A 25,738-nucleotide genomic window follows, 5' to 3' on the forward strand; every position below is an offset into this window, starting at 1 on the left:
GGTACAACGAACCGGACCGGAATTGCGCCCTTCGCCGGGCCGGGGCCGGTTCGAAAGCATTCGAACTCGGGGGAAGTCGATTCACGTCGTCGTACCGTTCGACGGATCATGCGCAGGCCACCGGAACGCATCGCGTCCGCGCCCGCCGGTGGCAGCACCGGCCGTGACGATCCGCTCGACGTACCTGCGATTCCCACACTGGTTTTCTCGATCGTGCGGCGGAATCGCCGCCGCACGGGGTTTCATCGTGACTGTGCTGGAGATGTGAAGATGAAGAAATTCGTACGTGTGAACGCGCTGGCATCCGCCGTCGGCGTGGCGTTGTTGGGGGGCATGGGATTCTCGTCCACCGTTGTCGCGGCGCAGCCCGCGCTGAGCGCGCAAACCGCCGCCGCCGGCGGTGTCGAGGTCAGCAGTGTCGGCAGCTACCTCATCACGTTCGCCGAGCCGGGCCTGCTGCACTATTCCGGTGACGTGGCCGGCCTGGCCGCCACCGCACCGAAGACCGTCGGCACGCGCAAGCTCGACGTGAACTCGTCCGCATCGCGCAGCTACGCCAAGCATCTCGAGACGCAGCGCGCCGTGCACGTCACGGCCATCGAGAACCTGCTCGGCCGTCCGCTGCGCGTGAGCCATACCTACGGCATCGTCCGCAACGGCATCTCCGCCGCGCTCAGCCCCGACGAACTGGCCAAGGTCGCTTCGGCGCCGGGCGTGGTTTCGGTCAAGCCGGTGCGCGTGTTCCAGCCCGACACGTTCCGCGGCCCGACGTTCATCGGCGCCAACACGATCTGGGACGGCAGCGGCGTGCCCGGCGGCACCGGCACCAAGGGCCAGGGCATCAAGGTCGGCATCATCGATACCGGCACCAATACCGCCCATCCGTCGTTCGCCAACGACGAGACCTGCGGTTTCAGCCAGGCCAATCCGAAGCTGCACGCGTTCGACTGCAACACCAGCAGCGCCGGCGTGTGCAACGGGCCGACGCCGAACGCGCAGTCGAGCGGACACGGCGTGCACACCTCGAGCACGGCCGCCGGCAACACGATCGACAACACCGCAGATCCCGGCCCGCTGCTGCCGGACGGCGTCAGCATGTCCGGCGTGGCGCCGTGCGCGGCGGTGTACTCCTACCGCGTGGAAAGCGCCAACGGAGATCTCAGCAACGCCGCCATCAACGCCGCCATCGAAAGCCTCGTGGCCGACCAGATCGACGTGGTGAACTACTCGATCGGCCCGGGCTGCGCGAACGGTACGCCGTGGCAGGACGAGGACCGCGACTTCCTCGACGCGATCAACGGCGACGTCTTCGTCGCCGCCTCCGCCGGCAACACGCGGACCGGCTGCGTCAACGATCCGATCGGCCGCGTTTCGCACATGGGTCCGTGGATGCTGACGGTGGCCGCCTCGTCGCAGGACGAGACCTTCCTGCCGCGCCTGGAGGTGACCGGCCCCGGCACGCCGCCGGCGAACGTCCAGAGCATTCCGATCAGCCCGGGCAGCACCACGATCGTTTCGACCACGCCGCCGCTGAACGACTATCCGCTGCGCACGTATCCGGCCAACCTGTCCGGCTGTACCGACACCGGCGGCTTCCCGGCGAACTACTTCACCGGTTCGATCGCCGTGGTGCGCCGTGGTTTCCAGGCGCCCGGCACCACCGCCTGCGGCTTCATCGAGAAGGTCAACAACGCGGCCGCGGCCGGCGCGACGATGGTCATCGTCGCGAACAACCAGGACCAGATCATCTCGATGGACACGACGGGAACCACGACTCCATCGTTCTCGCTCGATACCCTGGCCCAGTCGGATGCCCTGATCGCGTTCGTCAGCGCCAACCTCGGTTCGGCGCCGAATGCCGACACGATCTTCGCCGACGGTTTCGATCCGGCGACGAATGCGATCGGCGACTTCAAGCAGGGCGTGATCACCGAAGGACAGGGCGACGTGCTCGGCGGCTTCAGCAAGCGCGGACCGACGCCGGGCATCTACGCCGACCTGACCAAGCCGGACATCACCGGCCCGGGCATCGACATCCTCGCCGCCGGACGCGTGGCCGACGGCAACTACTTCCTCAACAGCGGCACCTCGATGTCGAGCCCGCATCTGGCCGGCGCCGCGGCGCTGGTGCGTGCGGCGCGGCCGGAATGGTCCGTGGCCCAGGTCAAGTCCGCGCTGCAGACCACCGCCAAGTCGGCCGGTTTCCAGGAAGACGGCACCACGTCGTGGAATGCCGACCAGGTCGGCAGCGGTCGCGTCGACCTGAGCAAGGCGGCCAAGGCCGGGCTCACGCTGGACGAGACGTACCAGAACTTCATCGACGCCAATCCGAACGGCGGCTCGATCGACGTCAAGGACCTCAACATCGCCTCCGTGCGCGACATGGAATGCGCGGCGACCTGCACCTGGACGCGCAAGGTCAAGAACAGCATGTCGACGGCCGGAACCTGGAACGCGTCGGGCACCGGCGACGGCTTCACGCTGTCCGTCACGCCGGCCACGTTCAACCTGGCGCCGGGCGCGGAGCAGGAGCTGACGATCACGGCGACGCCGAGCGGCACGCTGACGGCGATCAAGTTCGGCGAGGTCAAGCTGGTCGAGGCCAGCGGCCAGTCGCCGGACCAGCACCTCTCGGCGGCGGTGAAGAGCGGCAGCGGCACGCCGCCCGACGGCATCTCCCTGCAGGTCGACAGCTGGAACACCGGCGGCTCGCTCGGCGCGGTCGGCGCGGGCGCGGGCAACTACTTCGTCTGGTTGAACCGCTTCACGCCGGATGCGGCGGACTATCCGTTCACGCTGGACAGCGTGCAGACGGTATTCGTCGGCAACCTCAGCGGCGGCGGCGTCGGTGCCGTGGTCGGCGAGACGTTCGACATCTACGTGTACCAGGACGACGACAACGATCCGTCCAACGGCGCCACGCTGGTCGGCTCGATGCAGAACATCGCCGTGGCCTCGCCGCTGGCGTCGCTGCAGACGATCACGCTGCCGGCCGGGGGCTTCGAGCTCGACGGTCCGGGCGACGTCCTCATCGCCATGGTGTACCGCGGCACGACGGGCGGCAGCCCGGCGTCGAACGACCGCAGCACCAGCGACTCCGGGCGCTCGTGGCTCGGCGACATCGTCGACGCGCCGCCGGTCGATCCGGACCTGGCCGGGCAGAACATGCAGCTCGTCTCGGACGTGATCGCCGGCTACACGGCCAACTTCGTCATTCGCGGCCACGGTGTGAACGGCGAAGGCAAGCAGGTGACGCTGGTCAACCCGTAATATCGTTTCATCGGAAGTCGAAGCCGGCGCGGAGTTTCGCGCCGGCTTTTTTTTTGCACCGAGCCCGCTCAGGACGTCAGGCTGAGGTGATCGAACGGAAGCGGCCGGGTTCCGGCCTCGATCAGTGCGGTTTCCGCTGCGGCCAGCGATTGCCTGTCGCCGTCGATCACGACGAGGATCCGGCCGCGCTCGATCTCGTGCTCGAACTGGCGCCGCACCTCGTTCGGGATCGCCGAGCCGATCAGCGCGGACGACGAGGTACCGACCATCGCGCCGATCGCGGTGAGCAGGGCGGCGCCGCCGATCGTCATGCCGATCGCTGGCACCAGGATCGCCACCAGGCCCGCGACCAGACCGATCGCGCCGCCCTCGGCGGCGCCGCGGATCGCCGCGGGAATGGTGTCGGTGGTCGCGTCGAGCCGCTCGGCCGGAATCGATTCGAGTTCGACGTCCGCGCGCGTGATCAGCGAGATGCATCCGTTCTGGATGCCGCTCGCGCGCGCCGCCTCGATCGCCGTTTTCGCCGTGGCCAGATCCGCTGCACTGAACACGCGTCGATGTTTCATGGCTTCCTCGCGATTCTGGTGCCTCCCTGCGTTGGGGCCGCAGACGCGGGTGCGCCGCGGTTCATCCGCCCGGTTCGTCCAGCGATTCCACCCTGCGGATGTCGGTGAGCCACAGGTCGGCGTCCCACGGCGGCGCTGCGGGATCGTCGATGCGCACCACCGCGTTGAGGCCCTCCCTGCCGTCGCCGTCCTCGAACACCTGCATCGCCGGCCGTTCCACCACCGTGCCGGTCAGGACCTGTCCGTTGCGTTCGACGATGCGCACGCGCCCGCCGCTCGGCAGCTCGGTGATCAGACGCGTGATCCGGCGGATTTCCCGCGGATGCGTGCAGACGGTTTTGGCGGTCCGGCTCATGCGTGCATCAGGCGCCTGCGGCGAGGAACCCGCGCTGAACTTGCGCGGACGATTCGTTCTGCGAGTGAAAATTTTTCCCGCTGCAGGCACGTGCGCGGTGTCCGAATCAGTGCGGAAGCCGCATCCCGCGGATGGCATCCGCGTTGCAGGACATTGGATGCCGGGCAGCCGTTTTTTTTCGGACCGCGCGGCGAATGCCGGACGATCCGCAGGAGGCCGCCATGCCCGAGAAGAAAACCTGCGAACTAGCCGCGCGCGCGAAAGCCGCCAGCCGCAGTGCGGCGGCGAAGAAGGCGGCGCGCACGAAAGGCCAGAGCGGCCGTTCCGCCGCCGCGCGCAAGGGCGCACGCACGCGGGCGCGCCGGAGCCGATGAGCCGTGCCTTCCTCCACGCACCGCAAGCAATCGCCGAAGCGATGGTCCGCGCACGTCACGCGCACCAGCCATGCGCTCGACCTGCGCGAGGGCGTGTTCACGCTCGACGATCCGGCGGCCATCGCGCGCGCGCTCAAGCGTTCGGCCGAGCGCAGCCGGCGTCGCAAGAGCGATCCGTTCCGCTCGGCGATGTCGATGCTGACGTTCTATCTCAACCGCGCCGGTGCGAACCTGTCCAAGCGCCGCCGCGCGACGCTCGAGCGCGCGAAGGACGAGCTGCGCGAACTGCGCCGTCGCTCGCGGCGCGGGAGCGGTGCGCATCGCCCGGCGGGCCGGACCGGCTAGGCCGTCCCTGATCGCGCTTCGCGTCGCCCGCCGCCGTCCGCGCTTGCGCGGGCGTTCGCGCCGATTCATGCTGGCATCACTACTCTTTCCGCCGGGAAAGCGGGCGGCAGGAAGCGCGGCCGCGAAGGCCGTTCCTGCGTACGCCCGCCGTGCCGGCGCTGCGATAGGAGGCCTTATGCCGAGAGCGATCTGGAGCGGAACACTGTCCTTCGGTCTGCTGCACGTGCCGGTCTACCTGATGCCGGGCGAGCGGCGCACGGACCTGCATTTCCGCATGCTCGACAGCCGCGACAACGCGCCGATCCGCTACGAGCGCGTCAACAGCGAAACCGGCGAGGAAGTGCCCTGGGCGAACGTCGTCAAGGCGTTCGAATACGACAAGGGCAGCTACGTCGTGCTCGAGGAGGAAGACCTGCGCGCGGCCGCGCCGGAAAGCCACGAATCGGTGGACCTGGAGACCTTCGTCGACGCCGATGCGATCCCGCCGCAGTACTACGACAAGCCCTACGTGCTCACGCCCGGCAAGAAGGCGCAGAAGGGCTACGTGCTGCTGCGCGAGACGCTGGCGGAAACCGGCAAGATCGGCATCGCCCGCGTCGTCGTGCGCACGCGCGAGTACCTGGCCGCGGTGATGCCGCGCGACGCGGCGCTGGTGCTGCTCCTGCTGCGCTATCCGCAGGAGCTGGTCGACCTCGACGAGTACGACCTGCCGGACAAGAAGGCCTCCGAATACCGCGTGACCGCCAAGGAACTGGGCATGGCGCGCCAGCTGATCGAATCGATGAGTACGCGCTGGAGCCCGGCGGACTATCGCGACGAGTTCCGCGATCGCCTCCATGCCGTGATCGAGGAACGCATGCGCAGCCAGGGCGTGGTGACGTCGGCGAAGGAAAGCGTGGCGGAGCCGAAGGCGACCACCAACGTCGTCGATTTCATGAAGCTGCTGCAGCGGAGCATCGAATCCAAGCGCCGCTCGCCGGCGAAGAAGAAGACCGCGGCCGCACCGAAGAAGAAGGCCAAGCCTGCCGCGAAAAAGAAGACCACTGCGGCGCGCCGCCGCCGCCCGGCGTGAGCACGCCGTGAGCCTGCGCGAGTACGTCCGCAAGCGCCGCTTCGACGAAACGCCCGAGCCGTCGGGCGAGCGCGGCGCGAAGAAGGGGTCACCCGCGCCGATCTTCGTCGTGCAGCTGCATCACGCGCGGGCGCGGCACTACGATTTCCGCCTCGAGGTGGACGGCGTTCTGAAGAGCTGGGCGGTGCCGAAGGGACCATCGCTGCGCGCGGGCGAGAAGCGTCTGGCGGTGGAGGTCGAGGATCATCCGCTGTCCTACGCGACGTTCGAAGGCGACATTCCCGAAGGCCAGTACGGCGCCGGGCACGTCGACATCTTCGACCACGGCCGCTGGAGCGCGCACGGCGAACCGCTGCCGGCGCTGGCCAAGGGACGGCTCGACTTCACCCTGCACGGGCAGCGCCTGCGCGGCGACTGGACGCTGGTGCGCACGCGCCGCGAGGGCAGGCAGCAGCAATGGCTGCTGTTCAAGCGCAGCGACGCGCAGGCCCGCGACGCGGAATCGGACGACCTGCTCGGCAAGAAGCCGAAGCCGGCTGCGTCGCCTGCCGCGCCACGCACGCACGCGGCGAAGACGCCGCGTGCGCGCAGCGCCGATAAGGCGACCTCGAAGAAATGGCGCGCCGCTGCGCTAGCCCTGCCCGGAGCGCGCGCGCGGCCGCTGGCGGCCGGCTTCGCCCCGCAGCTGTGCGCGCAGGCGCAAGCGCCGCCGGCAGGCGGGCGCTGGCTGCACGAGAGCAAGTGGGACGGCTATCGCCTGCTGGCCGACCTGGACGGCGGCCGCGTCGTGCTGCGTTCGCGCAACGATCTCGACTGGACCGGCGAGCTGCCCGAGATCGCCGCCGCGATCCAGGCGCTGCCGGTCGCCGGAGCCAGGCTCGACGGCGAGATGATCGCGGTGGACGCCGGCGGGCGCAGCGACTTCTCCGCGTTGCAGGAGGCGCGCAAGAGCGGCGACACGGCGCATCTGCGCTACGTGCTGTTCGACCTGCCGGCGCTGGAGGGCGTCGACCTGACCCAGGCTCCGCTGCTGCAGCGAAAGCAGCTGCTGGAGAAACTGCTGAAGACGAGCCGCGACCCGGCGCTGGGATTGAGCAGCCACCTCGTCGGCAACGGCGCGGCGGTGTTCCAGGAAGCGCGGCGCCACGGCCTGGAAGGCATCGTCAGCAAGCGCGTCGACGCGCCGTACGTGCAGGGGCGTGCATCGACCTGGATCAAGATCAAGCACGCCGACACCGACGAATTCGCGGTGGTCGGCTACACCGCGCCGAACGGCTCGCGCACGGGCTTCGGCTCGCTGCTGCTGGCCCGGCCCGAAGCGGGTGTGCTGCGCTACGTCGGCCGCGTCGGCAGCGGCTTCGACGATGCGCTGCTGAAGACGCTGGCGGCGCGCATGGGCGAGCTGCGGCGCCCGTCGCCGACGGTCGCGCTGCCTTCGCACGTGCCGTTCCGCTCCGCGTCGGTGCGCTGGGTCGAGCCGCGGCTGGTGGTCGAGGTCGAGTTTCGCGGCTGGGCGAAGGAGGGACTGCTGCGGCAGGCGAGCTTCCTGCGGCTGCGCGACGACAAATCGGTGGAGGACCTGGACATGACGAAGAATGCCGCCAAGGGTCGCGCCGCGCGCCCGGCGCCGCGCCAGTCGCCGGTCGTCGCGGCGACGCCGAAGAAGGCGCGCACGGTCGGATCGGTCATGGTGACGCATCCCGAGCGCGTCGTCTATCCGGACGCGGGCATCACCAAGCAGCAGGTCGCCGAGTACTACCGCGCGGTCGCCGGCCGCATCCTGCCCGAGCTGATCGGCCGGCCGCTGTCGATCCTGCGCTGTCCCGACGGCACCGGCGCGACGTGCTTCTTCCAGAAGCATCACGCCGATGCGCTCGGCGCGCAGGTGCGCTACGTGCGATTGCGCGAGAAGGCCGGCGGCAGCGACCGCTATCTCTACATCGACGACGAAGCCGGCCTGCTCGAGCTGGTGCAGATGAACACGATCGAATTCCATCCCTGGGGCGCGTATGCCGACGCGCCCGATCGCCCGGACCGGATGATCTTCGATCTCGATCCGGCGCCGGACGTCGCCTGGCCCGCGCTGATCGAGGCGGCGCGGGACGTGCGCGCGAAGCTGCGCGAGGCGGGGCTGGAGAGTTTCGTGCGCCTCACCGGCGGCAAGGGCGTGCACGTCGTCGCGCCGATCCGGCGCGGACCGGACTGGGCCGAGGTGAAGGCGTTCTGCGAGGCGTTCGCCGACGCGATGGTCGCCAGCAGCCCGCTGACCTACGTCGCCACCGCGAGCAAGGCCAAGCGCAGGGGCCGCATCTTCATCGACTGGCTGCGCAACACGCGTGGTGCGACCAGCGTGGCGAGCTGGTCGCTGCGCGCGCGGCCCGGCGCGCCGGTGGCGATGCCGCTGCGCTGGGAGGATCTTTCCTCCGCCTCGTCCTCGTCGATGTACGACCTCGCCGCCGCGCAGCGTCGCGCCGCGCGGCTGCGACGGGACCCGTGGCAGGGCTACGACGCGCTCGACCAGCGTCTGCCGCAGGTCGGCTGAACGGTCGACGGGGCGTCGGGAGGCGCACCGGACTTCACACCGTCGGAAATTTGTTCCCATCGCGGACAGGAATCTCGCGGGCACGCCCGCGCAGCGGAAGGCGCTGCGGGGCAGGGCGTCGTGGCACGGCGGATGCAACCCTTCGCACAGCTCCCCCGGAATCGACAGTGGAGGTACGCAATGGACGGAAGTCTGAAAGGCAGAACCGTGGCGATTCTCGCCACGCACGGCTTCGAGCAGTCCGAACTGGAAGTGCCGAAGAACGCATTGACGGAAGTCGGCGCGCGCGTGGACGTCGTCGCGCCGCAGTCCGGAACGATCCGGGGCTTCCGGCACTTCGACCCGGGCGACGACGTGACCGTCGACCGTACGCTCGACGAGGTCGGCGCGGCGGACTACGACGCGCTCGTGCTGCCCGGCGGCGTGTTCAATCCCGACGCGTTGCGCAGCGACGACAAGGCACTGGGTTTCGTGCGCGACTTCTTCAGCCAGCACAAGCCGGTCGGCGCGATCTGCCACGCCGGCTGGACCCTGATCGACGCCGGCGTGGTCGAAGGCCGCCGTGTGACCTCGGTGCGCAGCATCCGCACCGATCTGCGCAACGCCGGCGCGATCGTGCTCGACGAGGAAGTCGTCGTCGACGAGGGGCTGGTCACGAGCCGGACGCCGCAGGACCTGCCCGCGTTCTGCCTCAAGCTCACCGAGGAGATCGGTGAGGGCCGCCACGCCGGTCAGCATGCCGGCGCCGCGTCGGCTTCGGTGCACGCGCAGCTGCGTTGATCGGCGATGCGCGGCGAACCTTTCTTTCCCACTCCAGGAGAAAACCGATGATCGTCGACCAATCCAGCCAAACCTGCGCGCACAAGGGATGCACCTGCGAAGTTGCGTCCGGGCAGACCTACTGCAGTCCGCACTGCGCCAATGCGGCGACGCAGGCGGTGCCCGAATCGGGCGACAGCGCCTGCCATTGCGGCCATCCGCAGTGCGGCGCGGCCGGCGCGCCGGGTTCGTGAGCGCCGCTCCGAGAAAATTCCGCAAGCGAGGAAACCAGCCATGAAGACGACGAGAAAGATCAGCGAAGTCATGACGCCGGGCGTGCACGTGGCGGCACCGGACCAGACCATCCGCGACGCGGCCTCGGTGATGGCGGCCGAGGACGTCGGCAGCCTCCCGGTCGGCGAGAACGACCGCCTGATCGGCATGATCACCGACCGCGACATCGTGATCCGCGCGGTTGCACTCGGCCTGGGCGCGCAGACGCCGGTGCGCGAGGTCATGAGCGAGGATATCCGCTACTGCTTCGACGACGAGGACGTCTCGCACGTGGCGCAGAACATGGCCGAACTCGGCGTGCGCCGCCTGCCGGTGATCAATCGCGACAAACGCCTGGTCGGCATGGTGACGCTGAGCAACGTCGCCCATGGCGGCGACAGGGGTTCGGCGAACCAGATGCTGCGCGGCGTCGCTTCGCCGCACTGAGCCGCCGGCGCGGCGGGATCGGCCGGCTCAGTGCCAGCCGTCTTCCGCCCGGTCCGGCGCGCCACCGTCCGGCGTTTCCGGCGTTTCGAGCAGTCCGCGCGACCGATAGCGCCGCAGGCGGTTGTAGATGGTCTTCGCCGTGATGCCGAGCGTGCGCGCCGCGCGCCGCTTGTTGTCGCCGCAGCTCGCCAGCGTGCGCAGCAGCATTTCGCGCTCCACGTCCGCAAGCGTCATGCCGACGCGGAAGCGCACCGAGCCGTCGCTGTCCGTCTGCGGACGCGGCGACGGCAGGTGCACACGGATCGTGTCGTCGTCGGACAGGAGGTAGTGCCGCTGCACGACGTGCTGCAGTTCGCGCACGTTGCCGGGCCAGTCGTATTCGGCCAGGCGGCGCAGGGACGGCGCGTCGAAGCGACGCGAGCGGCCGTAACGTTCGTTCAGGCGCGCCACGAAGTGGCGCACCAGCAGCGGCACGTCGTCGCTCCGGTCGCGCAGCGGTGCGATCTCGATCGGGAATTCGGCCAGGCGGTAGTACAGATCCGGACGCAGCCGGCCGGCCGCGACCGCATGCTGCGGATCGCGGTTGCTGGCCGCCACCACGCGCACGTCGAACGGCACCTCGCGGGTGCCGCCGACGCGAACCAGCGTGCGCGTTTCCAGCACGCGCAGCAGGAATACCTGCAGCTCCTGCGGCATCTCGGTGACTTCGTCGAGGAACAGCGTGCCGCCGGCGGCCTGCTCGAAGAAGCCGGCGTGCGCCTGCACCGCGCCGGTGAACGAGCCGCGTTCGTGTCCGAACAGCTGGCTGCTCATCAGGTCCGGCGCGATCGCCCCGCAGTTGACCGCGACGAAACGCCCGGCGCGCCCGCTCAATCCGTGCAGCGCGCGCGCCACGAGTTCTTTCCCGGTGCCGCTCTCGCCGTGCAGGAAGACGCGGACGTCCAGCGGGGCGACACGCCGCAGCTGCTCGAACAGCGCGCGCATCGTCGCGCTCTGCCCGATCATGCCGCCCAGCTGTCCGGTCTCCGGCGGACGCCGCGTCTGCGCGCGCAGACGCGCTTCTTCCAGCAGCCGGATCAGTGCGCCGGTCGGCACCGGCTTCACCAGGTATTCGGCCACCGGTGCGCGGACGGCGCGGACGGCGGTTTCCAGCGAAGGGCTCGCCGTGACGACGGCGATGCGGCCGTGTGCGGCGAGATCGACTTCCTCGACGAAATCCAGGCCGTCGCCGTCGGGCAGCGCGACGTCGACCAGCAGCAGGTCGAACTCGCGATCCGCGGCGATGCCCCGCGCGGCATCGAAGGTGGCCGCCGCGGTCACCTCGCAGCCGCACGAGCGCGCGAGCTGCGCCACCTTCGAGCGGAAGTCGGCGCTGTCGTCGGCGAGGAGGACGTTCCCGGCGCTCTCGCAACGGTCGGTCATCGCAGCATCCTTTCATCCGCGAGCGGATGTCTCGTTCACCTTCCGCACCCTGCGACCTCAATAGTCGTGAAGGCGTGCGGCGGAGGTGAAGAGGGCGTTGCCGTTTCCTTAAGACCGTCCGATGCGCGTGTCTGCTTCATGCGGCGTTCCGTCTCGCCGCAGCGGTTCGCTCAGGAGTCCCAGCCCTGCATCCAGGGCTTGGCACGGTAGCGGTCCCACGAATCGGGCAGCACGGTGACGACCGGGCCGTCGAGACCGCCGCGCGCCGCGAGCCGCAGCGCGGCGACGACGTTGGTGCCCGCCGAGCCGCCGACGAGCAGGCCTTCCTCGCGCACGAGCCGTCTGACCATGCCGAAGCTTTCCTCGTCGCTGACCCGTTCGACGCCGTCGATCACCTCGCGGTGCAGGTTCTGCGGCGGCTGGCCTGCGCCGATGCCTTCGACCTGGTAGGAGCCGTCCGGCCCCGGAGTTCCGTTTTCCACCCAGTCGGCGAGCGCCGATCCGAGCGGGTCGGCCAGCACGATGCGCACCGCGGGAAGCTGCGCCTTGAGGCGGCGGCCCACGCCGGAAAGGGTGCCGCCGGTGCCGGCGCCGGCAACGAAGGCGCCGACGCGGCCGTGCGTCTGCTGCAGGATTTCCTCCGCCGTCGTCTGCTCGTGGATGCGCACGTTGGCCGGGTTGCAGAACTGGTCGGTGAGGAACCAGCCGTTTTCCTCGGCCAGGCGGCGGGCGACGTTGCGGAAGTTGTCCGGGCTGGCGAGCGGCGCGTTCGGCACGACGACGACCTTCGCGCCGAGCGCGGCGAGCGCCGTGCGCTTGTCGGTCGACATCTTCTCCGGCATCACGCAGACCAGCGCGTAGCCGCGCGCCGCCGCGACGAGGGCGAGTCCGACGCCGGTGTTTCCGGCAGTGGCTTCGACCAGGGTCATGCCTGCATGCAGCACGCCGCGCGCCTGCGCATCGTCGACGATCGCCAGCGCGATGCGGTCCTTGATCGAGCCGCCCGGATTGAGGTGCTCGCACTTGGCCAGCACCGGCACGGGCAGGCCCGCGGCGATGCGCTCCAGGCGCACCAGCGGCGTGCGTCCGATGTGGTCGAGCACGTTCGCCGGCGCGGTCACGCCGAAGCCCGCCGCAGGGTGGAGAGGATCGTGCACTGCCCGCGCCGGCCGCGGCCGCAGCCGTCGATGACGCGCTCGAGTTCGCCGGCCATGCGCTGCAGGTCGGCGATGCGCGTGCGGATGTCGCGCAGGTGCGCATGCGCCACGCGGTCGACCTCGGCGCAGGACAGGTCGTCGTGACCGGCCAGCTGCAGCAGGCTGCGGATCTCCTCGAGGCTGAAACCGAGACCGCGGCCGCGCGTGACGAAGCGCAGGCGCTCGACGTCGGCTTTGGCGTAGGCGCGATAGCCGCCGGATGTGCGCGCCGGCGGCGGCAGCAGGCCGATGCGCTCGTAGTAGCGGATGGTTTCCAGGTGGCAGCCGCTGGCGGCGGCGACTTCGCCGATCTTCATGGACTCTCCGGCTTGACCTTGTAGCGGCTACGGACTTTACGCTCGGCCTGACCGTCCCGGCCACCGTCACGCGGACGCGCGACCGCGACGCGTCCGCGCGATGGTGGCATCGCGGCGGCGACAGGCGGCGATCCGGGAGGCGGACATGGGCGAGGCGTGTTGCGGCAGGACTCTCGAACTGCAGGCCCTGCAGGCGCAGCACAGGCGCGTACTGTCGATCGTGCTCGCCGTCAACGCGGCGACTTTCGTCATGATGGTCGGCGCCGCGTGGTGGTCGCGCTCGTCCTCGCTGCTGTCGGGCGGACTGGACAACCTCGGCGACGCGCTGACCTATGCGCTGAGCCTGGCCGTGGTCGGCGCCGGCCCCGTCGCGAAGGCGCGCGTGGCGCTGTTCAAGGGCGCCCTGATCCTCGCCGCCGCGCTCGCCGTCGCCGCGCAGATCGCGTGGCGCCTGGGTCATCCCGCCGTGCCGCTTTTCGAGGGCATGGGCGTCGCGGCGCTGGCCAATCTCGCCGCCAACGTGCTGTGCCTGCGCCTGCTCGCCCCGCATCGGCACGCCGACGTGAACCTGTCCTCGGCCTGGGAGTGCTCGCGCAACGACGTCTGGGAAGGCTTCGCCGTGCTCGCCGCGGCGGCCGGCGTGGCCGTCTTCGGCGCGGGCTGGCCCGACCTGGCGATCGCCGGCGTCCTGCTGCTAGTGTTCCTGCGATCGGCGCTGCGCGTGCTGCGCAGCGCGTGGGCCGCGCTGCGGCTCGAACGCAGCGGGGCGTGACGGACGCGTCGCTGCGTCTGCCGCGCTTCACCCCACGCTCGTCGCCGGGCGCAACGCACGAGGAAAACGCGATGGAAACGGCGCTCAGGACCGTGCTGCTGTTCGGCCTCACGGCGGTGGCCGAGATCGTCGGCTGCTACCTGCCGTACCTGTGGATGCGCGGCCGCGCCGGTGCCTGGGTGCTGCTGCCGGCCGCCGCTGCGCTGGCCGTCTTCGTCTGGCTGCTCAGCCTGCATCCGAGCGCTGCGGGCCGCACCTACGCCGCGTACGGCAGCGCATACGTCGTCACCGCGCTGGTATGGCTGTGGGTGGTGGACGGCATCCGGCCGGATCGCTGGGACGTGCTCGGCGGCGCGCTGGCGCTGGCCGGAATGGCGGTGATTGCGTTCGTGCCGCGGGCGGGCTGAGCGGCGGGGCGGGGCGCCCGCAGCGAAGAAACAAGGATCTCCGCGCAGTGGCATGCCTCGTTGCGCCGTGGTCTTGACGCCGGTCAATATTTCCATGATTCTAGAAATATGAAATCGAATGACGCGCTCGCCGCCCTCAACGCACTCGCCCACGAGCACCGCCTGAACCTGTTCCGCCTGCTGGTGCAGGCGGGGGACGACGGTCTGGCCGTCGGCGAACTCGGCGAAGCGACCGGACTGGCCGGCGCCACGCTGACCAACCATCTGCACATCCTGCGCCGCGCCGGCCTCGTTCGCGACGAACGCCGCGGACGCGTCATCCAGTGCCGCGCGAGCTACCCGACGATGAACGCGCTGCTCGGCTTCCTGACCGAGAACTGCTGCGCCGGCTCGCCGTCGTCGTCTGCTTGTGCGCCGCTTTCTGCCTGCAAACCCGCCCGGAGAAAACCATGAAACGCTTCCACGTCCACGTGAACGTCGATGCGCTCGACGCCAGCGTCCGCTTCTATTCGACCTTGTTCGGCGTCGAGCCGACGGTGCTCAAGCCCGACTACGCGAAGTGGATGCTCGACGATCCACGCGTCAACTTCGCCATCTCGCAGCGCGGCCGCAGTGCCGGCGTCGACCACCTCGGCCTGCAGGCGGAAGACGCCGCCGAGCTGGACGCGATCGGCCGGCGCCTGCACGCCGCCGATGCGGTCGCGCTGGCCGAGAAGGCCACGACCTGCTGCTACGCGCGCTCCGACAAGTTCTGGGCCGAGGATCCGCAGGGCGTGCGCTGGGAGAGCTTCCACAGCTTCGACGAAGCCACGACCTACACCGCGGCGCCGGAGGCGATGCCGTCGTCCGCTCGGACTTCCACGACCTGCTGCGGACCGGCGGCTTCGCCGGCCTGCGCTTCCGTCGACACCCGAGGCCGCGCATGACCGCCTACAACGTGTTGTTCCTGTGCACCGGCAACTCGGCGCGCAGCGTCATGGCCGAGGCCATGCTCAACGTGCTCGGCGAAGGCCGCTTCAGGGCCTGGAGCGCCGGCAGCTTTCCCGCCGGCAAGGTGCAGCCGATCGCGGCCGAACTGGCGCAGGCCTTCGGCTACGTCGAACCGCTGCGCAGCAAGAGCTGGGACGAGTTCGCCGGCGCCGATGCGCCGTCGATGGATTTCGTCATCACCGTCTGCGACGACGCGGCCGGCGAGGTCTGCCCGGTCTGGCCGGGCCAGCCGGTCACCGCGCACTGGGGCGTGCCCGATCCGGCCAAGGCCGAAGGCAGCGAGGACGACCGGCGCCGCGCGTTCCAGCAGGCCTGGATGATGCTGCGCCAGCGCATCGATCTGTTCCTGGCCCTGCCGCTGGACAAGCTCGATCGCCTGTCGCGGCAGGCACAGCTGCGCGCGATCGGACAGACCGCCGGCGATGAGCTCTGACGCCGCCGCCGACGCGGCGGCGCTGGGATTCTTCGCGCGCTACCTGAGCCTGTGGGTGGTGCTGTGCATCGTCGCCGGCATCGCGCTCGGGCACGTGTTCCCCTCGGCGTTCGAGCGGCTGGCCGCACTCGAACTGCAGCACATCAACCTGCCGGTGGCGATCCTGGTCTGGCTGATGATCGTGCCGATGCTGCTGAAGGTGGATTTCGCGCAGCTCAGGCAGGTGCGGGAGCAGGTCCGCGGCATCGGCGTCACGCTGTTCGTCAACTGGGCGATCAAGCCGTTCTCGATGGCGCTGCTCGGCGGGTTGTTCGTGCGCCACGTGTTCGCGTCGTGGCTGCCGGCCGACCAGCTCGACGCCTACGTCGCCGGCCTGGTCCTGCTCGCCGCGGCGCCGTGCACGGCGATGGTGTTCGTCTGGTCGCGCCTGTGCGGCGGCGAACCCAACTTCACCCTGAGCCAGGTCGCGCTCAACGACGCGGTCATGATCGTCGCGTTCGCGCCGATCGTCGCGCTGCTGCTCGGCGTGGCGTCGATCCAGGTGCCGTGGGGCACGCTGCTGCTGTCGGTGCTGCTCTACATCGTCGTGCCGGTGGTCGCCGCGCAGATGTGGCGGCGGCGACTGCTGCGCGACGGTCCCGCGTCGCTCGAACGCGTGCTGGTCCGGAGCGAGCCGTGGTCGACGGCGGCGCTGCTGGCGACGCTGGTGCTGCTGTTCGGTTTCCAGGGCGAGGCGATCCTGGCGCAGCCGATGATCATCGTCCTGCTCGCGGTGCCGATCCTGATCCAGGTGTATCTCAATGCAGCGATCGCCTATGGCCTGTGCCGGCGGCTGAAGGTACCGTTCCGCGTCGCCGGGCCTGCCGCGCTGATCGGCGCGAGCAATTTCTTCGAACTGGCGGTGGCGGCGGCGATCAGCCTGTTCGGGCTGCGCTCCGGCGCCGCGCTGGCGACGGTGGTCGGCGTGCTGGTCGAGGTGCCGGTGATGCTGTCGATCGTGCATCTGGTGAACCGCAGCCGGCGCTGGTACGAGGCTTCGGAAACGACGGCTGCGCCCGCGGCAATCGCCGGTCGCGCGGAACGTGCCGCTCGGAGAGAATGAGTGCGGTGACGAACATCGGAAGACTTCCCGCACAGTGACCCGCCGTTCCGGATACGACGATCCTGCAGCGTTCCCGCGCAGGCTTTCGCGCGGGCGGGCCTTCGTCTACGTGCTCGGCTGCCGCGACGACACGCTGTTCAAGATCGGCTTCACGCGCGATCCGATGGATCGCTGGCGGACGTTGCACACGCGCTTCTTCGAATTCTTCGGCCTCGACCAGGGCATCCTCGTCGCCACCGAAAAAGTCAGCCAGGCGCGTGCACTCGAGCGCCGCCTGCTCGAAGCCTTCGCCGATTGCCGGGCGCTGGCTCCGCTGGCCGTGCGCGAGACCGCCGGCGGCCATTCCGAATGGTTCCGCGGAGCCCTGCAGGAGGCGGTCGACGCGGCGAGGGAAACGGCATCGCGCCATGCGTGGTCGTGGCAGCGGCCGGACGAATGGATGCGCTCGGCGTTGTCGGCGCGCCGCGATCTCCTGTTCGCCTGGTCCGCGGCGATGCTGGAGGCACTGGAGTACGAGAGGCACAACGCGCCGGCCGGTTCCGCGCCGGCGGGCACCGTCTACGAGCGCGCGCTGGTCGACGCGCTCGACGCCTTTGCCGCGGTCGGACTGGACGTCGCTGATGCGGTGCCGGATCGGGTCCGGCGCTGGCATGCGGCACGTCGGCTCGACGAGTCCGGCCGTCCCTGATTGCCTTCCGCCGCCACGGCGGAGCGGTGCGCGCCGGTTCACCCGGAGACCGTACCGGCGGCGCGCGCCTGCCGCGCCGCGCGTCGCGTCTTTCACCTCGACTTCACGCCGCACGGTGGGCGCAAGAGACGCGATGCTGCGCGCGCGCAAGTGGCGGTTGCGTGAAGACGCCGCCGCGATGGCCCTGTCATTTTTGACAGGGTGTAGCTCTCTTTTGTCGCCGGTAGGTTGACGGTCGGGCGCGACCGACTGCCGTCGCTTCGCAGGTCCGTCGTCCCACGAGACCGGCTTCGAGGAGCACGCAGATGAATTCCCGCCATTCCCGGATGCTTCGCGCGCGCCGTGGCGCGCATCGGCCCCTTGCGGCGAGCCGCCCGCCGGCGTGGCTCGCCTGGTGCGCGACCGCGCTGCTGGCGCTGACCACCAGCGCCGCCGCGGCGCCCGTGCCCGTCGGCAACGGCGATTTCTCCGCTGCCGCCAACGCAGGTTCGGTCGGCGGCGGGCTGATCGGCGGCAGCGGCACGAACGTGCCGATCGGCACGGGACCGTGGACCGGTACCTACGCCGGCGCGCTCGGCCTGCTCGCGCCGCCGACGCTGTCGATCTCGGCGACGACGCAGAACGCGACGATCGGCGGACTGGTCGGCGTCAGCGCCCTTGGCCTGATCAACAACGGCGGCTACTTCGGGCAGGCGCTGACGACCAGCGTGCAGCCGAACACGCGCTACATCCTGTCCGCCGACGTCGACGTCGGCCGCGTGCTGCAGCTGGGCCTGCTCGACAACACGCACACCGGCATCGCGATCGCCGCGGGCGGCAGCGTGCTCGCGTCCAGCGACACCGCGCCGGCCGGCGCGGTCACCCTGCAGCTGCTGCTGGGCACGACCTACCATCTGGAAATGACCTACGTCTCGCCGGCGTCGATTGTCGCCGATCCGATCGAGCTGCGGCTGTTCGCGCAGCCGCAGGGCCTGCTCACCGCCGACCTGCTGCCGACGATCCGCTTCGACAACGTGGCGCTGGACGCCGTGACGCTGGGCGTGCCGGCGACGGTCGGCAACGTGGCCGGCGATGGCCAGTCGGCGACGGTGAACACGCAGTTCCCCGCGCCGCTGGGCCTGCGCGTGCTCGACGGCGCCGGCAACGGCGTGGCCGGCACGCAGGTGACCTTCACCGCGCCAGCGGTCGGCGCGAGCGCGACGTTCAGCACCGGCGGCAGCAGCGGTTCGACGCTCGCCGTGCTCACCGACGGCAACGGCGACGCCAGCGTGACGACGACGGCGAACACGATCGCCGGCGCCTACACGATCAGCGTGCAGGTGGCCGGCCTGGCCGATCCGCAGCTGTTCCACCTCACCAACACGGCGGGCACGCCGAGCGACGTGTCGATTCCGACCGACGGCAGCGGCGGCAACACGCAGAGCACGCCGGTCGATACGCCGTTCCCGCAGGCGCTGGCGGTGGTCGTGGTCGACGCATACGACAACCCGGTGCCGTCGGTGCCGGTGTCCTTCGCCGTCGCGGCGGCCGGCAACGGCGCGGGCGCGACCTTGTCCGCGCCACAGGCGTCGACCGATGCCGACGGCCGCGCGACGGTCACCGCTCACGCGAACCTCGTCGCCGGCCAGTACGGCGTCAATGCCAGCGTCGCCGGCGTGCCCGGTGCGGCGGCGTTCTCGCTCACCAACACGGCCGGCACGCAGGCGACGATCGCCGCGTCCGGCGGCGGCGCGCAGAGCACGGCGGTCACCACGCCGTTCGCGCAACCGCTGCAGGTGACCGTCAGCGATGCCTTCGGCAATCCGGTGTCCGGCGTGCAGGTCGCCTTCGCCGCGGCGGCATCGCCCGGCGGCGCCAGCGCCGCGCTGAGCGCCGCGAGCGCGACGACCGGCGCGGACGGCACCGCGTCGGTGACCGCCACCGCCAACGCGCAGGCCGGCAGCTATGCCGTCAATGCAACGGTGGCTGGTGTCGGCACCGCGGCCGCGTTCCAGCTCAGCAACACCGCCGGCGCACCGACCTCGATCGTGACGACCGGCGGCGGCGTGCAGAGCGCGCCGGTGGGCATGCCGTTCGCGCAGCCGCTGGCGGTGCAGGCGCGCGACGCGTTCGGCAATCCGGTGCCGAACGTCAGCGTCGCATTCGCCGCGAGTTCCGCCGGCAACGGCGCGACCGCGACATTGTCGGCGAGCGTCGCGCTGACCGGCGCCGACGGCGTCGCCAGCGTCGGCGCGACCGCCAATTCGCTCGCCGGCAGCTACACGGTCTCGGCCAGCGCCGGCGGCGCTCCGGCCGCCACGTTCGGCCTCACCAACACGGCCGGCCCGCCGTCGGCGATCGTGATCGGCGGCAGCGGCAGCGGAACGCAGTCGACCACAGTCAACACGCCGTTCCCGACGCCGCTGGTCGTGCGCGTCGAGGACGACCACGGCAATCCGGTGCCGGACGTCGCCGTCAGCTTCGCGCCGCCGGCTTCGGGCGCGAGTGCAACGCTGTCCGCGACCGGTGCGACCACCGGTGCGAACGGCGAGGCCCAGGTGCAGGCGACCGCGAACACCGTCGCCGGCCACTACCTCGTCTCGGCGGCCGTCGCCGGTGTGCCGGGCGCATTCGACTTCGACCTGACCAACACCGCCGGCACGCCGCACGACGTGGTGCCGATCGGCGGCGACGGCAGCATCGGCGGCGGCACGCAGCAGAGCACGCAGGTCAACACCGCGTTCCCGCAGCCGCTGAAGGTGCGCGTGCGCGACCAGTTCCAGAACGCCGTCGCCGGCGCCGTCGCGCACTTCCTCGCGCCGAACTCGGGGGCGAGCGCCGTGCTGTCGTCCGGTGCGCAGAGCGGCGCGATGCTCGACGTCGCCACCGACGCCGCCGGCGAGGCGGTGGTGCAGGCGACGGCGAATTCGACCGTCGGCAGCTACACGGTGACCGCACAGGTCGACGGCCTGCCGAGCGGCGTTTCGTACCAGCTCAGCAACACGCCGGGCAATTCGTCGACGCCGATCGGCGGCACGACGCAGGCGGCCGTCATCGAGCAGCCATTCGCCTGCGCGCTGATCGTGCGCCTGGCCGATCCGCAGGGCCAGCCGCGCGCCGGGGTTTCGGTCGACTTCACCGCGCCCGAGGACGGGCCGTCGGCGTCGCTGTCGGCGAACGGCGGGGCAGGCGGACAGACCGCGACGGCGGTGACCGATGCCGACGGTGCCGCCTACGTCGAGGCGACCGCGAACGGACTGATCGGCAAGTACCAGGTCTCGGCGCAGGAAGCGGGCGTGCCGAACGCGCAGGTCACGCTGTTCACGCTGGAGAACCTCGATCCGGCCGATCCGATCTTCCGCAACGGCTTCGATCTGGACTGCGGCGCGACGCCGTGACGTGAGCCACGCGGGTCGGAAGCGGCTTCCGACCCGGACAGACCGGCGAGCCCGCCGCACGGCGGGCTCGTCGTTTTCCGTTCGAGAAATCCGGCCGGAGCCGGCGAGCGGAACGGCCGCCCGCGTCACTCGCGCGCGTGCACGCGATGCGTGTCGCGCATGCGCTGCCAATCTCGCCCGCGGAAAGATCTTCCCGCTCGATGCACGGCACCGGTCAGGAAGGATTCCGTCGCCGTCGGCGAGACTCGGATTCCTGTCGTGCATGCGATCGGGAGCGCCATGAAACGTGGACATCGCATCGCCGCCTGGATCGGTGGCCTTCTGGGTTTGCTGCTCGTCGCCCTCGTCGTGTTCGTCGCGACGTTCGACTGGAATCGGGCGCGGCCGACGATCAACGAGAAAGCCAGCGCCGCGCTGGGGCGTCCGTTCGCGATCGACGGCGATCTGTCGGTGCGCTGGCGTCGCGACCGGGAACGCGGCGACTGGCTGCCCGGTCCGGTGTTCACGGCGAAGGATCTGCGCATCGACAATCCGGAGTGGGCGCACGAGAAGCATTTCGCGCACTTGGAGCAGGTGGAGTTCCGTCTTTCGCTGCTCGGTCTCCTCGCGCATCGCGTTTCCATTCCCCACGTGCAGCTCGGCCGGCCGACGATCCATCTGGAAAGGGAAGGCGAAAAACGCAACAACTGGACATTCGCCTTCGCGCGCGACGACGGTGCGCCGCCGTCGGCGTGGACGCTCGACCTCGGCGACATCGGTTTCGATGCCGGCACGATCACCCTGCGCGACCCGGCCGACCGCATCGACGCCGCCGTCGAGATCGAGCCGCTCGGCCAGCCGATCGCCTTCGCCGAAGTGATGGGCGAGGCCGCGAAATCCGCCGAGCCGTCCTCCACGCGCGCGAACACGCAGGACTTCGCCTTCGGCTTCAAGGCGCGCGGCAGCTACAACGGCGCCAAGGTTTCGGGCAGCGGCAAGACCGGCGGCGTGCTGGCGTTGCGCAGCGCCGGCCGCGCGTTCCCGCTGCAGGCCGACCTGCGCATCGGCGACGTGCGCATCGCGCTGGCCGGCTCGATCACCGATCCGCGCAGTCCCGATGCCGTCGACCTGCGCCTGCGCCTGGCCGCCGACAGCATGGCGCACCTGTATCCGGTCATCGGCGTGACGCTGCCCGACACGCCGCCGTTCGAGACCGACGGCCATTTGAAGGCGGTGCTGCAGGCCGGCGCGCGCATGTTCACCTACGACGGCTTCAACGGCCGCGTCGGCGGAAGCGACCTGCACGGCACGCTCACCTACGCGCAGGTGGAGCCACGGCCGAAGCTGAGCGGCAAGCTGTGGTCGGAGAAGCTGCAGTTCGCCGACCTCGGACCGCTGATCGGCCTGGACACCGGCGACCGCAGCAAGGCCTCCGATGCGACGCCGCCCGGCGGCAAGGATGCCCCGCGGCGTCCGGCCGGCGGCAAGGTGCTGCCGAACGATCCGTTCCGCACCGATCGCTGGCGCGCGATGGACGCCGACGTCGCCTTCAACGGCAAGCGCATCGTGCGCGAGGGCAGCCTGCCGCTCAGCGACCTGCAGGCGCACGTGATCCTCGACGCCGGAGCGCTGGCTCTGGCGCCGCTGGATTTCGGCTTCGCCGGCGGCAAGGCACGCTCCACCGTCCGCCTCGATGGCCGCAAGGCGACGATGACGGGCGACATCAAGCTGCAGGCGCGCGGCCTCGAACTGCGCGAGCTGTTTCCGAAGATGAAGACGATGCAGGATGCGCTGGGGCGGTTGAACGTCGACGCGACGCTGTCGGCCAGCGGCAACTCCGTCGCGGCGCTGCTCGGATCGTCCAATGGCGAAGTCCGGCTGCTGATGAGCAACGGCGTCGTCAGCCGCGAGCTGATGGAGCTGGCCGGCCTCAACGTCGGCAACTACGTCGTCGTGAAGCTGTTCGGCGACCAGCCGGTGAAGATCAACTGCGCCGCCGCCGACTTCGCCGCGAAGGACGGCCTGCTCGAATCGCGCCTGGCGGTGTTCGACACCGACAATGCCCTGATCAACATCGACGGTTCGGTCAACTTCGCCAGCGAAGCGCTCGATCTCGACATCACGCCACACACGAAGGGCCTGCGCATCTTCTCGCTGCGTTCGCCACTCTACGTGAAGGGAACGCTCGGCAATCCCGACGTCGGCGTGCACACCGGCAAGCTGCTGCTGCGCGGCGGCGGCGCCGTCGCCCTCGGTGTGGCCGCCGCGCCGGCCGCCGCCTTGCTCGCGCTGATCGCGCCGAGCAACGACAAGGACGTCGATCCGTGCGCGGGGATACTGACGCAGATGCGCGACAAGCCGCGGGCGCTGCCTGCCAAACGACAACAAGCAAGTCCGGCAGTCAGGTGAGCGGGTCGACGGCGCCTCGCTGCCGGATACGACGGCCGCGACTCGCCATCATTTCGACGCAGGCGTCGGAACGCATTGCCGTTCAGCGAGCCGGTTCCTGGCAGATTCGTCGGCATGAGCCGATAACCGTGGATTGTTCCGGTCGTGCCGGGTCCGGCTTTCGTCGATTGATTTCGGCGAAAGCCGGCGACGATAATCCAGCCTTGCTGCTCGGAAAGAAAATCGGTGAGACGTTCCTCAAGCGGAGCCTCAGCGGCAAGCTCTGCGCGAGTTCGTCGGCGGCGAGGGGTTGCGCAGCCGAACTGTCCGGGCACCGGCGGCAGTTGAAGGAGCAAGGGCTGAAAATCGGCTCGTCCGTCGCGACGAGCGAACCCGATATCACGGCCTCGGGCTCACTGCCCAAGCGGCTGCAAATCCGTCCACAGCTCATCGGATTCGAGTGGGAAACGCATGTCGCATCGAAAAATTCTTACCGCCGTCGCGGTGCTGACGCTTTCCGCCGCAGGGGCGACGTCCGCACAGGTGCCGCGGCAGTTGTCCAATCCGAATTTCAGATTGGTCGACGCTGGAACGGTGTATGCGTCGGCGCGACAGCCGGACGGTGGGACGATACTGATCGGTTCATTCTCCTGGATCAACGCAGTACCGAGTTCCGGCATCGCTCGGATACGGGCGGACGGGACCGTCGATTCGGATTGGGGCGATCTCTGGTTTCAGAGCGATCCCAGCTCTTACGGTCGACCTGCCGTTGCGGTCGACGCGTTCGGGGCTGCATACGTCAATGGCCTGGTGCATACCCCCGGCGGATCCTTTGCCGCTGTCGTCAAGCTCTCGGCCGCCACGGGGGAGATGGTTTCCACGTGGATTCCGAAGCCGAGCACGGGAACGGTTTCATTGGCCGCGGACGCGGAAGGCGTCTACGTGGGCAGGCTCGGCGATTTTGTCAAAGCCTCCGTCGATGACGGGACGGTCCTGTGGAGCGCTCCCTACAGTGCAGTCTCGCTGGCCCTCGACGATCACGGCGCGATCTATGCGGCCGTCGTGGACAGGAACGATCCTTCGCGCCAGTTCCTCGCCAGATTCTCGACCAGTACCGGCGCGCTCGACGAGAGCTGGAATCCCGAGGTGATTCTAGTGCCCGCCTGGTCGCCGCCCTTGGCTCTGGACACATGCGGTTCGGTGTACGTCATCGGCCAGGTGGCCGCCGGCGGCGATCAGACGAGCAGCCGGATATTCAAGATTTCGACGAGCGACGGAAGCATCGATCCCGATTGGGGTCCCGGTCCTGTCGTGGGCGTGGATGCCATTACGGCTGGCGCGGATTGTTCGGTATATCTCGCCGGGCGCTTCACGACAGTCGGTGACCGGCCTCGTCGGGGCCTGGCCAAGCTCTCCCGCCTGGATGGTCGCGTTGTCGATGATTGGCTTCCGGAGGGGGCTTGCTGCGCCGTGAAGGAGCTTGCGGCCGACAGTCAGGGGAGAATCACGATCGCCGGCGGCATTCGGCGTATCGGCATGCAGCGGCCGCTGGGCTTCGCCCGGTTGGATGCGACGACCGGTGAAGCGGACGCCGTCATCGATGCCGAAACCACGCCGCGGGTCACCGCCATCGCGCCCGATCCGGAAGGCGGCTTGATCGTGGGCGGAGATTTCGCCAAGGCGGGCTCTTTGCCGCGTCCCCATCTCTTGCGCTTGGGATCCAACGGAACGCTGGACACCGAATGGGGGCCGTCGCTGGAAGGACTCGCTCAGGTACACCAGTTGTCGGTGCGCCCGGGCCGATCGGTCTATGTGGGAGGCGGATTTCGCGAGGCGAATCTCGAACCGCGCCGAAGCGTTGCGAGATTCACGGGAGCGACCGGCGAGCTGGACCGCAGCTGGAATCCCGATGCCGACGGTATCGTCGCTGCATTCGCATTTGCGGCCGACGGCTCGATCTACGTCGGCGGGGAATTTTCCTCCATCGGAGGCCGTGCGAGGTCGAACATCGCCAAGCTCTCCGCCAGCACCGGTCTGGCCGATCCAAATTGGGGTTCGTCTTCAGATGGCGGCGTGTTCACTCTAGCCGTCGATGCGATGGGATCGGTCTACGCGGGCGGCGCCTTCACGGAATTCGGAGGTCAAAGGCATTGGCGCCTTGCCAAGATCGATTCCGGCAGCGGGAATGTGCTGCACGATTGGACGGGACAGGCCGGTTCCTCGGTTTCGATGTTGGCCGTTCTGGGCAGCGCGGTTTACGCCGCGCCCCTGGGTTGGCCGATTCAAAAGCTTTCGATCGCCGGCGGGGCTGCGGATCCGATTTGGAATGCGCCTGCGATCGAGGGCGGCGCAAGGGGATTTGTCGCTGCAGCTGATGGCTCCCTCTATGCCGTCGTAGGAGGCAACCGGCTGAAGAGATTCTCGGCGGATGCCGGAGCGGAAGATCCGCACTGGAACATTTCGCCGCCAGGCGAGCTGTCCGGCCCGATTGCAATCGATACCCGAGGCACCGTCTACGCCGGCGTCTACACCGGCAGTACCAGCTCGAGCGGTCTGGTCGCCTATTCGACGGACACGGTGTTCTTCGATCCGTTCGATTCCTGAGGGGGCAGGGGCTGCGCGCGTGCATGCGAAGGCTGATGGTCCCCGGCGATGAATCTCCGG

General features: G+C 69.7%; 23 protein-coding genes. 17 read left to right on the top strand and 6 right to left on the bottom strand.

The window, feature by feature from the left end; translation table 11 throughout:
* Nucleotides 1-270 precede the first annotated feature (270 nt).
* Nucleotides 271-3,270: a S8 family serine peptidase gene (locus tag ACFO6Q_RS13060; RefSeq protein ID WP_380021546.1), complete on the top strand. Its 3,000-nt coding sequence runs from the start codon at nucleotides 271-273 to the stop codon at nucleotides 3,268-3,270.
* Nucleotides 3,271-3,338: 68 nt separating this feature from the next.
* On the opposite strand, the gene ACFO6Q_RS13065 is transcribed toward ACFO6Q_RS13060, so the two are convergent.
* From ACFO6Q_RS13065 to ACFO6Q_RS13075, 3 genes are all read right to left on the bottom strand, one after another.
* On the bottom strand, nucleotides 3,339-3,836 hold the full coding sequence (locus tag ACFO6Q_RS13065) for a hypothetical protein (protein WP_380021547.1): 498 nt from the start codon (nucleotides 3,834-3,836) through the stop codon (nucleotides 3,339-3,341).
* A gap of 61 nt (nucleotides 3,837-3,897) precedes the next feature.
* On the bottom strand, nucleotides 3,898-4,191 hold the full coding sequence (locus ACFO6Q_RS13070; protein ID WP_380021548.1) for a DUF3247 family protein: 294 nt from the start codon (nucleotides 4,189-4,191) through the stop codon (nucleotides 3,898-3,900).
* Between the two features lie 106 nt (nucleotides 4,192-4,297).
* Nucleotides 4,298-4,543: a hypothetical protein gene (locus tag ACFO6Q_RS13075; RefSeq protein ID WP_380021549.1), complete on the bottom strand. Its 246-nt coding sequence runs from the start codon at nucleotides 4,541-4,543 to the stop codon at nucleotides 4,298-4,300.
* 25 nt (nucleotides 4,544-4,568) lie between these two features.
* On the opposite strand from ACFO6Q_RS13075, the gene ACFO6Q_RS13080 reads away from it, so the two are divergent.
* The 6 genes from ACFO6Q_RS13080 (at nucleotide 4,569) to ACFO6Q_RS13105 (ending at nucleotide 10,003) form a co-directional block, all read left to right on the top strand.
* Nucleotides 4,569-4,910, top strand: a complete 342-nt coding sequence (locus ACFO6Q_RS13080) for a DUF3175 domain-containing protein (protein WP_380021550.1) — start codon at nucleotides 4,569-4,571, stop codon at nucleotides 4,908-4,910.
* Between the two features lie 175 nt (nucleotides 4,911-5,085).
* Nucleotides 5,086-5,982 carry a non-homologous end joining protein Ku gene (gene ku, locus ACFO6Q_RS13085; RefSeq protein WP_380021551.1) on the top strand — a complete coding sequence of 299 codons (897 nt, stop codon included), beginning with the start codon at nucleotides 5,086-5,088 and terminating at the stop codon, nucleotides 5,980-5,982.
* Between the two features lie 7 nt (nucleotides 5,983-5,989).
* Nucleotides 5,990-8,524, top strand: coding sequence for a DNA ligase D (gene ligD, locus ACFO6Q_RS13090; RefSeq protein WP_380021552.1), 2,535 nt, complete (start codon nucleotides 5,990-5,992; stop codon nucleotides 8,522-8,524).
* 180 nt (nucleotides 8,525-8,704) lie between these two features.
* Entirely contained in the window at nucleotides 8,705-9,304 is a 600-nt protein-coding gene (locus tag ACFO6Q_RS13095; RefSeq protein ID WP_380021553.1) for a type 1 glutamine amidotransferase domain-containing protein, read from the top strand.
* A gap of 47 nt (nucleotides 9,305-9,351) precedes the next feature.
* Nucleotides 9,352-9,537: a hypothetical protein gene (locus tag ACFO6Q_RS13100; RefSeq protein ID WP_380021554.1), complete on the top strand. Its 186-nt coding sequence runs from the start codon at nucleotides 9,352-9,354 to the stop codon at nucleotides 9,535-9,537.
* Nucleotides 9,538-9,577: 40 nt separating this feature from the next.
* Nucleotides 9,578-10,003 carry a CBS domain-containing protein gene (locus tag ACFO6Q_RS13105; RefSeq protein WP_380021555.1) on the top strand — a complete coding sequence of 142 codons (426 nt, stop codon included), beginning with the start codon at nucleotides 9,578-9,580 and terminating at the stop codon, nucleotides 10,001-10,003.
* A 27-nt stretch (nucleotides 10,004-10,030) separates the two neighbouring features.
* Here ACFO6Q_RS13105 and ACFO6Q_RS13110 read toward each other — a convergent pair whose 3' ends face one another.
* From ACFO6Q_RS13110 to ACFO6Q_RS13120, 3 genes are all read right to left on the bottom strand, one after another.
* Entirely contained in the window at nucleotides 10,031-11,425 is a 1,395-nt protein-coding gene (locus ACFO6Q_RS13110) for a sigma-54-dependent transcriptional regulator (RefSeq protein WP_380021556.1), read from the bottom strand.
* 170 nt (nucleotides 11,426-11,595) lie between these two features.
* Nucleotides 11,596-12,582: a PLP-dependent cysteine synthase family protein gene (locus tag ACFO6Q_RS13115; RefSeq protein WP_380021557.1), complete on the bottom strand. Its 987-nt coding sequence runs from the start codon at nucleotides 12,580-12,582 to the stop codon at nucleotides 11,596-11,598.
* Complete coding sequence (locus ACFO6Q_RS13120; protein WP_380021558.1) at nucleotides 12,543-12,938, bottom strand: MerR family transcriptional regulator; 396 nt, start codon at nucleotides 12,936-12,938, stop codon at nucleotides 12,543-12,545. Before ACFO6Q_RS13120 ends, ACFO6Q_RS13115 begins: the two co-directional genes overlap by 40 nt.
* A gap of 145 nt (nucleotides 12,939-13,083) precedes the next feature.
* On the opposite strand from ACFO6Q_RS13120, the gene ACFO6Q_RS13125 reads away from it, so the two are divergent.
* The 10 genes from ACFO6Q_RS13125 (at nucleotide 13,084) to ACFO6Q_RS13170 (ending at nucleotide 25,678) form a co-directional block, all read left to right on the top strand.
* The gene (locus ACFO6Q_RS13125; RefSeq protein WP_380021559.1) at nucleotides 13,084-13,710 is read left to right on the top strand and encodes a cation transporter; all 627 of its coding nucleotides are present in this window, start codon (nucleotides 13,084-13,086) and stop codon (nucleotides 13,708-13,710) included.
* 71 nt (nucleotides 13,711-13,781) lie between these two features.
* On the top strand, nucleotides 13,782-14,117 hold the full coding sequence (locus ACFO6Q_RS13130) for a YnfA family protein (protein WP_380021560.1): 336 nt from the start codon (nucleotides 13,782-13,784) through the stop codon (nucleotides 14,115-14,117).
* 108 nt (nucleotides 14,118-14,225) lie between these two features.
* Complete coding sequence (locus tag ACFO6Q_RS13135) at nucleotides 14,226-14,570, top strand: ArsR/SmtB family transcription factor (RefSeq protein ID WP_380021561.1); 345 nt, start codon at nucleotides 14,226-14,228, stop codon at nucleotides 14,568-14,570.
* Complete coding sequence (locus tag ACFO6Q_RS13140) at nucleotides 14,567-15,043, top strand: ArsI/CadI family heavy metal resistance metalloenzyme (RefSeq protein ID WP_380021562.1); 477 nt, start codon at nucleotides 14,567-14,569, stop codon at nucleotides 15,041-15,043. Before ACFO6Q_RS13135 ends, ACFO6Q_RS13140 begins: the two co-directional genes overlap by 4 nt.
* Complete coding sequence (locus tag ACFO6Q_RS13145; RefSeq protein WP_380021563.1) at nucleotides 15,040-15,540, top strand: arsenate reductase ArsC; 501 nt, start codon at nucleotides 15,040-15,042, stop codon at nucleotides 15,538-15,540. Before ACFO6Q_RS13140 ends, ACFO6Q_RS13145 begins: the two co-directional genes overlap by 4 nt.
* Entirely contained in the window at nucleotides 15,530-16,642 is a 1,113-nt protein-coding gene (gene arsB / locus ACFO6Q_RS13150) for an ACR3 family arsenite efflux transporter (RefSeq protein ID WP_380021564.1), read from the top strand. The genes ACFO6Q_RS13145 and arsB overlap by 11 nt, the downstream gene beginning before the upstream one ends.
* Nucleotides 16,643-16,676: 34 nt before the next feature.
* Nucleotides 16,677-17,330: a GIY-YIG nuclease family protein gene (locus tag ACFO6Q_RS13155; protein ID WP_380021565.1), complete on the top strand. Its 654-nt coding sequence runs from the start codon at nucleotides 16,677-16,679 to the stop codon at nucleotides 17,328-17,330.
* 305 nt (nucleotides 17,331-17,635) lie between these two features.
* Nucleotides 17,636-20,707, top strand: coding sequence for a beta strand repeat-containing protein (locus tag ACFO6Q_RS13160; RefSeq protein ID WP_380021566.1), 3,072 nt, complete (start codon nucleotides 17,636-17,638; stop codon nucleotides 20,705-20,707).
* Nucleotides 20,708-20,986: 279 nt separating this feature from the next.
* Nucleotides 20,987-23,095, top strand: a complete 2,109-nt coding sequence (locus ACFO6Q_RS13165) for an AsmA family protein (protein WP_380021567.1) — start codon at nucleotides 20,987-20,989, stop codon at nucleotides 23,093-23,095.
* 450 nt (nucleotides 23,096-23,545) lie between these two features.
* Nucleotides 23,546-25,678, top strand: a complete 2,133-nt coding sequence (locus tag ACFO6Q_RS13170) for a hypothetical protein (RefSeq protein WP_380021568.1) — start codon at nucleotides 23,546-23,548, stop codon at nucleotides 25,676-25,678.
* The last annotated feature ends 60 nt before the right edge of the window (nucleotides 25,679-25,738 follow it).

The sequence above is a fragment of the Dokdonella ginsengisoli genome (genome assembly GCF_042652785.1).
GTDB lineage: Bacteria > Pseudomonadota > Gammaproteobacteria > Xanthomonadales > Rhodanobacteraceae > Dokdonella_A > Dokdonella_A ginsengisoli.

Coding starts and splice junctions, on each gene's coding strand:
- ACFO6Q_RS13060 (WP_380021546.1), top strand. CDS start 271: ATGAAGAAATTCGTACGTGTGAACGCGCTGGCATCCGCCGTCGGCGTG.
- ACFO6Q_RS13065 (WP_380021547.1), bottom strand. CDS start 3,836: ATGAAACATCGACGCGTGTTCAGTGCAGCGGATCTGGCCACGGCGAAA.
- ACFO6Q_RS13070 (WP_380021548.1), bottom strand. CDS start 4,191: ATGAGCCGGACCGCCAAAACCGTCTGCACGCATCCGCGGGAAATCCGC.
- ku (WP_380021551.1), top strand. CDS start 5,086: ATGCCGAGAGCGATCTGGAGCGGAACACTGTCCTTCGGTCTGCTGCAC.
- ACFO6Q_RS13095 (WP_380021553.1), top strand. CDS start 8,705: ATGGACGGAAGTCTGAAAGGCAGAACCGTGGCGATTCTCGCCACGCAC.
- ACFO6Q_RS13100 (WP_380021554.1), top strand. CDS start 9,352: ATGATCGTCGACCAATCCAGCCAAACCTGCGCGCACAAGGGATGCACC.
- ACFO6Q_RS13105 (WP_380021555.1), top strand. CDS start 9,578: ATGAAGACGACGAGAAAGATCAGCGAAGTCATGACGCCGGGCGTGCAC.
- ACFO6Q_RS13110 (WP_380021556.1), bottom strand. CDS start 11,425: ATGACCGACCGTTGCGAGAGCGCCGGGAACGTCCTCCTCGCCGACGAC.
- ACFO6Q_RS13120 (WP_380021558.1), bottom strand. CDS start 12,938: ATGAAGATCGGCGAAGTCGCCGCCGCCAGCGGCTGCCACCTGGAAACC.
- ACFO6Q_RS13125 (WP_380021559.1), top strand. CDS start 13,084: ATGGGCGAGGCGTGTTGCGGCAGGACTCTCGAACTGCAGGCCCTGCAG.
- ACFO6Q_RS13130 (WP_380021560.1), top strand. CDS start 13,782: ATGGAAACGGCGCTCAGGACCGTGCTGCTGTTCGGCCTCACGGCGGTG.
- ACFO6Q_RS13135 (WP_380021561.1), top strand. CDS start 14,226: ATGAAATCGAATGACGCGCTCGCCGCCCTCAACGCACTCGCCCACGAG.
- ACFO6Q_RS13140 (WP_380021562.1), top strand. CDS start 14,567: ATGAAACGCTTCCACGTCCACGTGAACGTCGATGCGCTCGACGCCAGC.
- ACFO6Q_RS13145 (WP_380021563.1), top strand. CDS start 15,040: ATGACCGCCTACAACGTGTTGTTCCTGTGCACCGGCAACTCGGCGCGC.
- arsB (WP_380021564.1), top strand. CDS start 15,530: ATGAGCTCTGACGCCGCCGCCGACGCGGCGGCGCTGGGATTCTTCGCG.
- ACFO6Q_RS13160 (WP_380021566.1), top strand. CDS start 17,636: ATGAATTCCCGCCATTCCCGGATGCTTCGCGCGCGCCGTGGCGCGCAT.
- ACFO6Q_RS13165 (WP_380021567.1), top strand. CDS start 20,987: ATGAAACGTGGACATCGCATCGCCGCCTGGATCGGTGGCCTTCTGGGT.
- ACFO6Q_RS13170 (WP_380021568.1), top strand. CDS start 23,546: ATGTCGCATCGAAAAATTCTTACCGCCGTCGCGGTGCTGACGCTTTCC.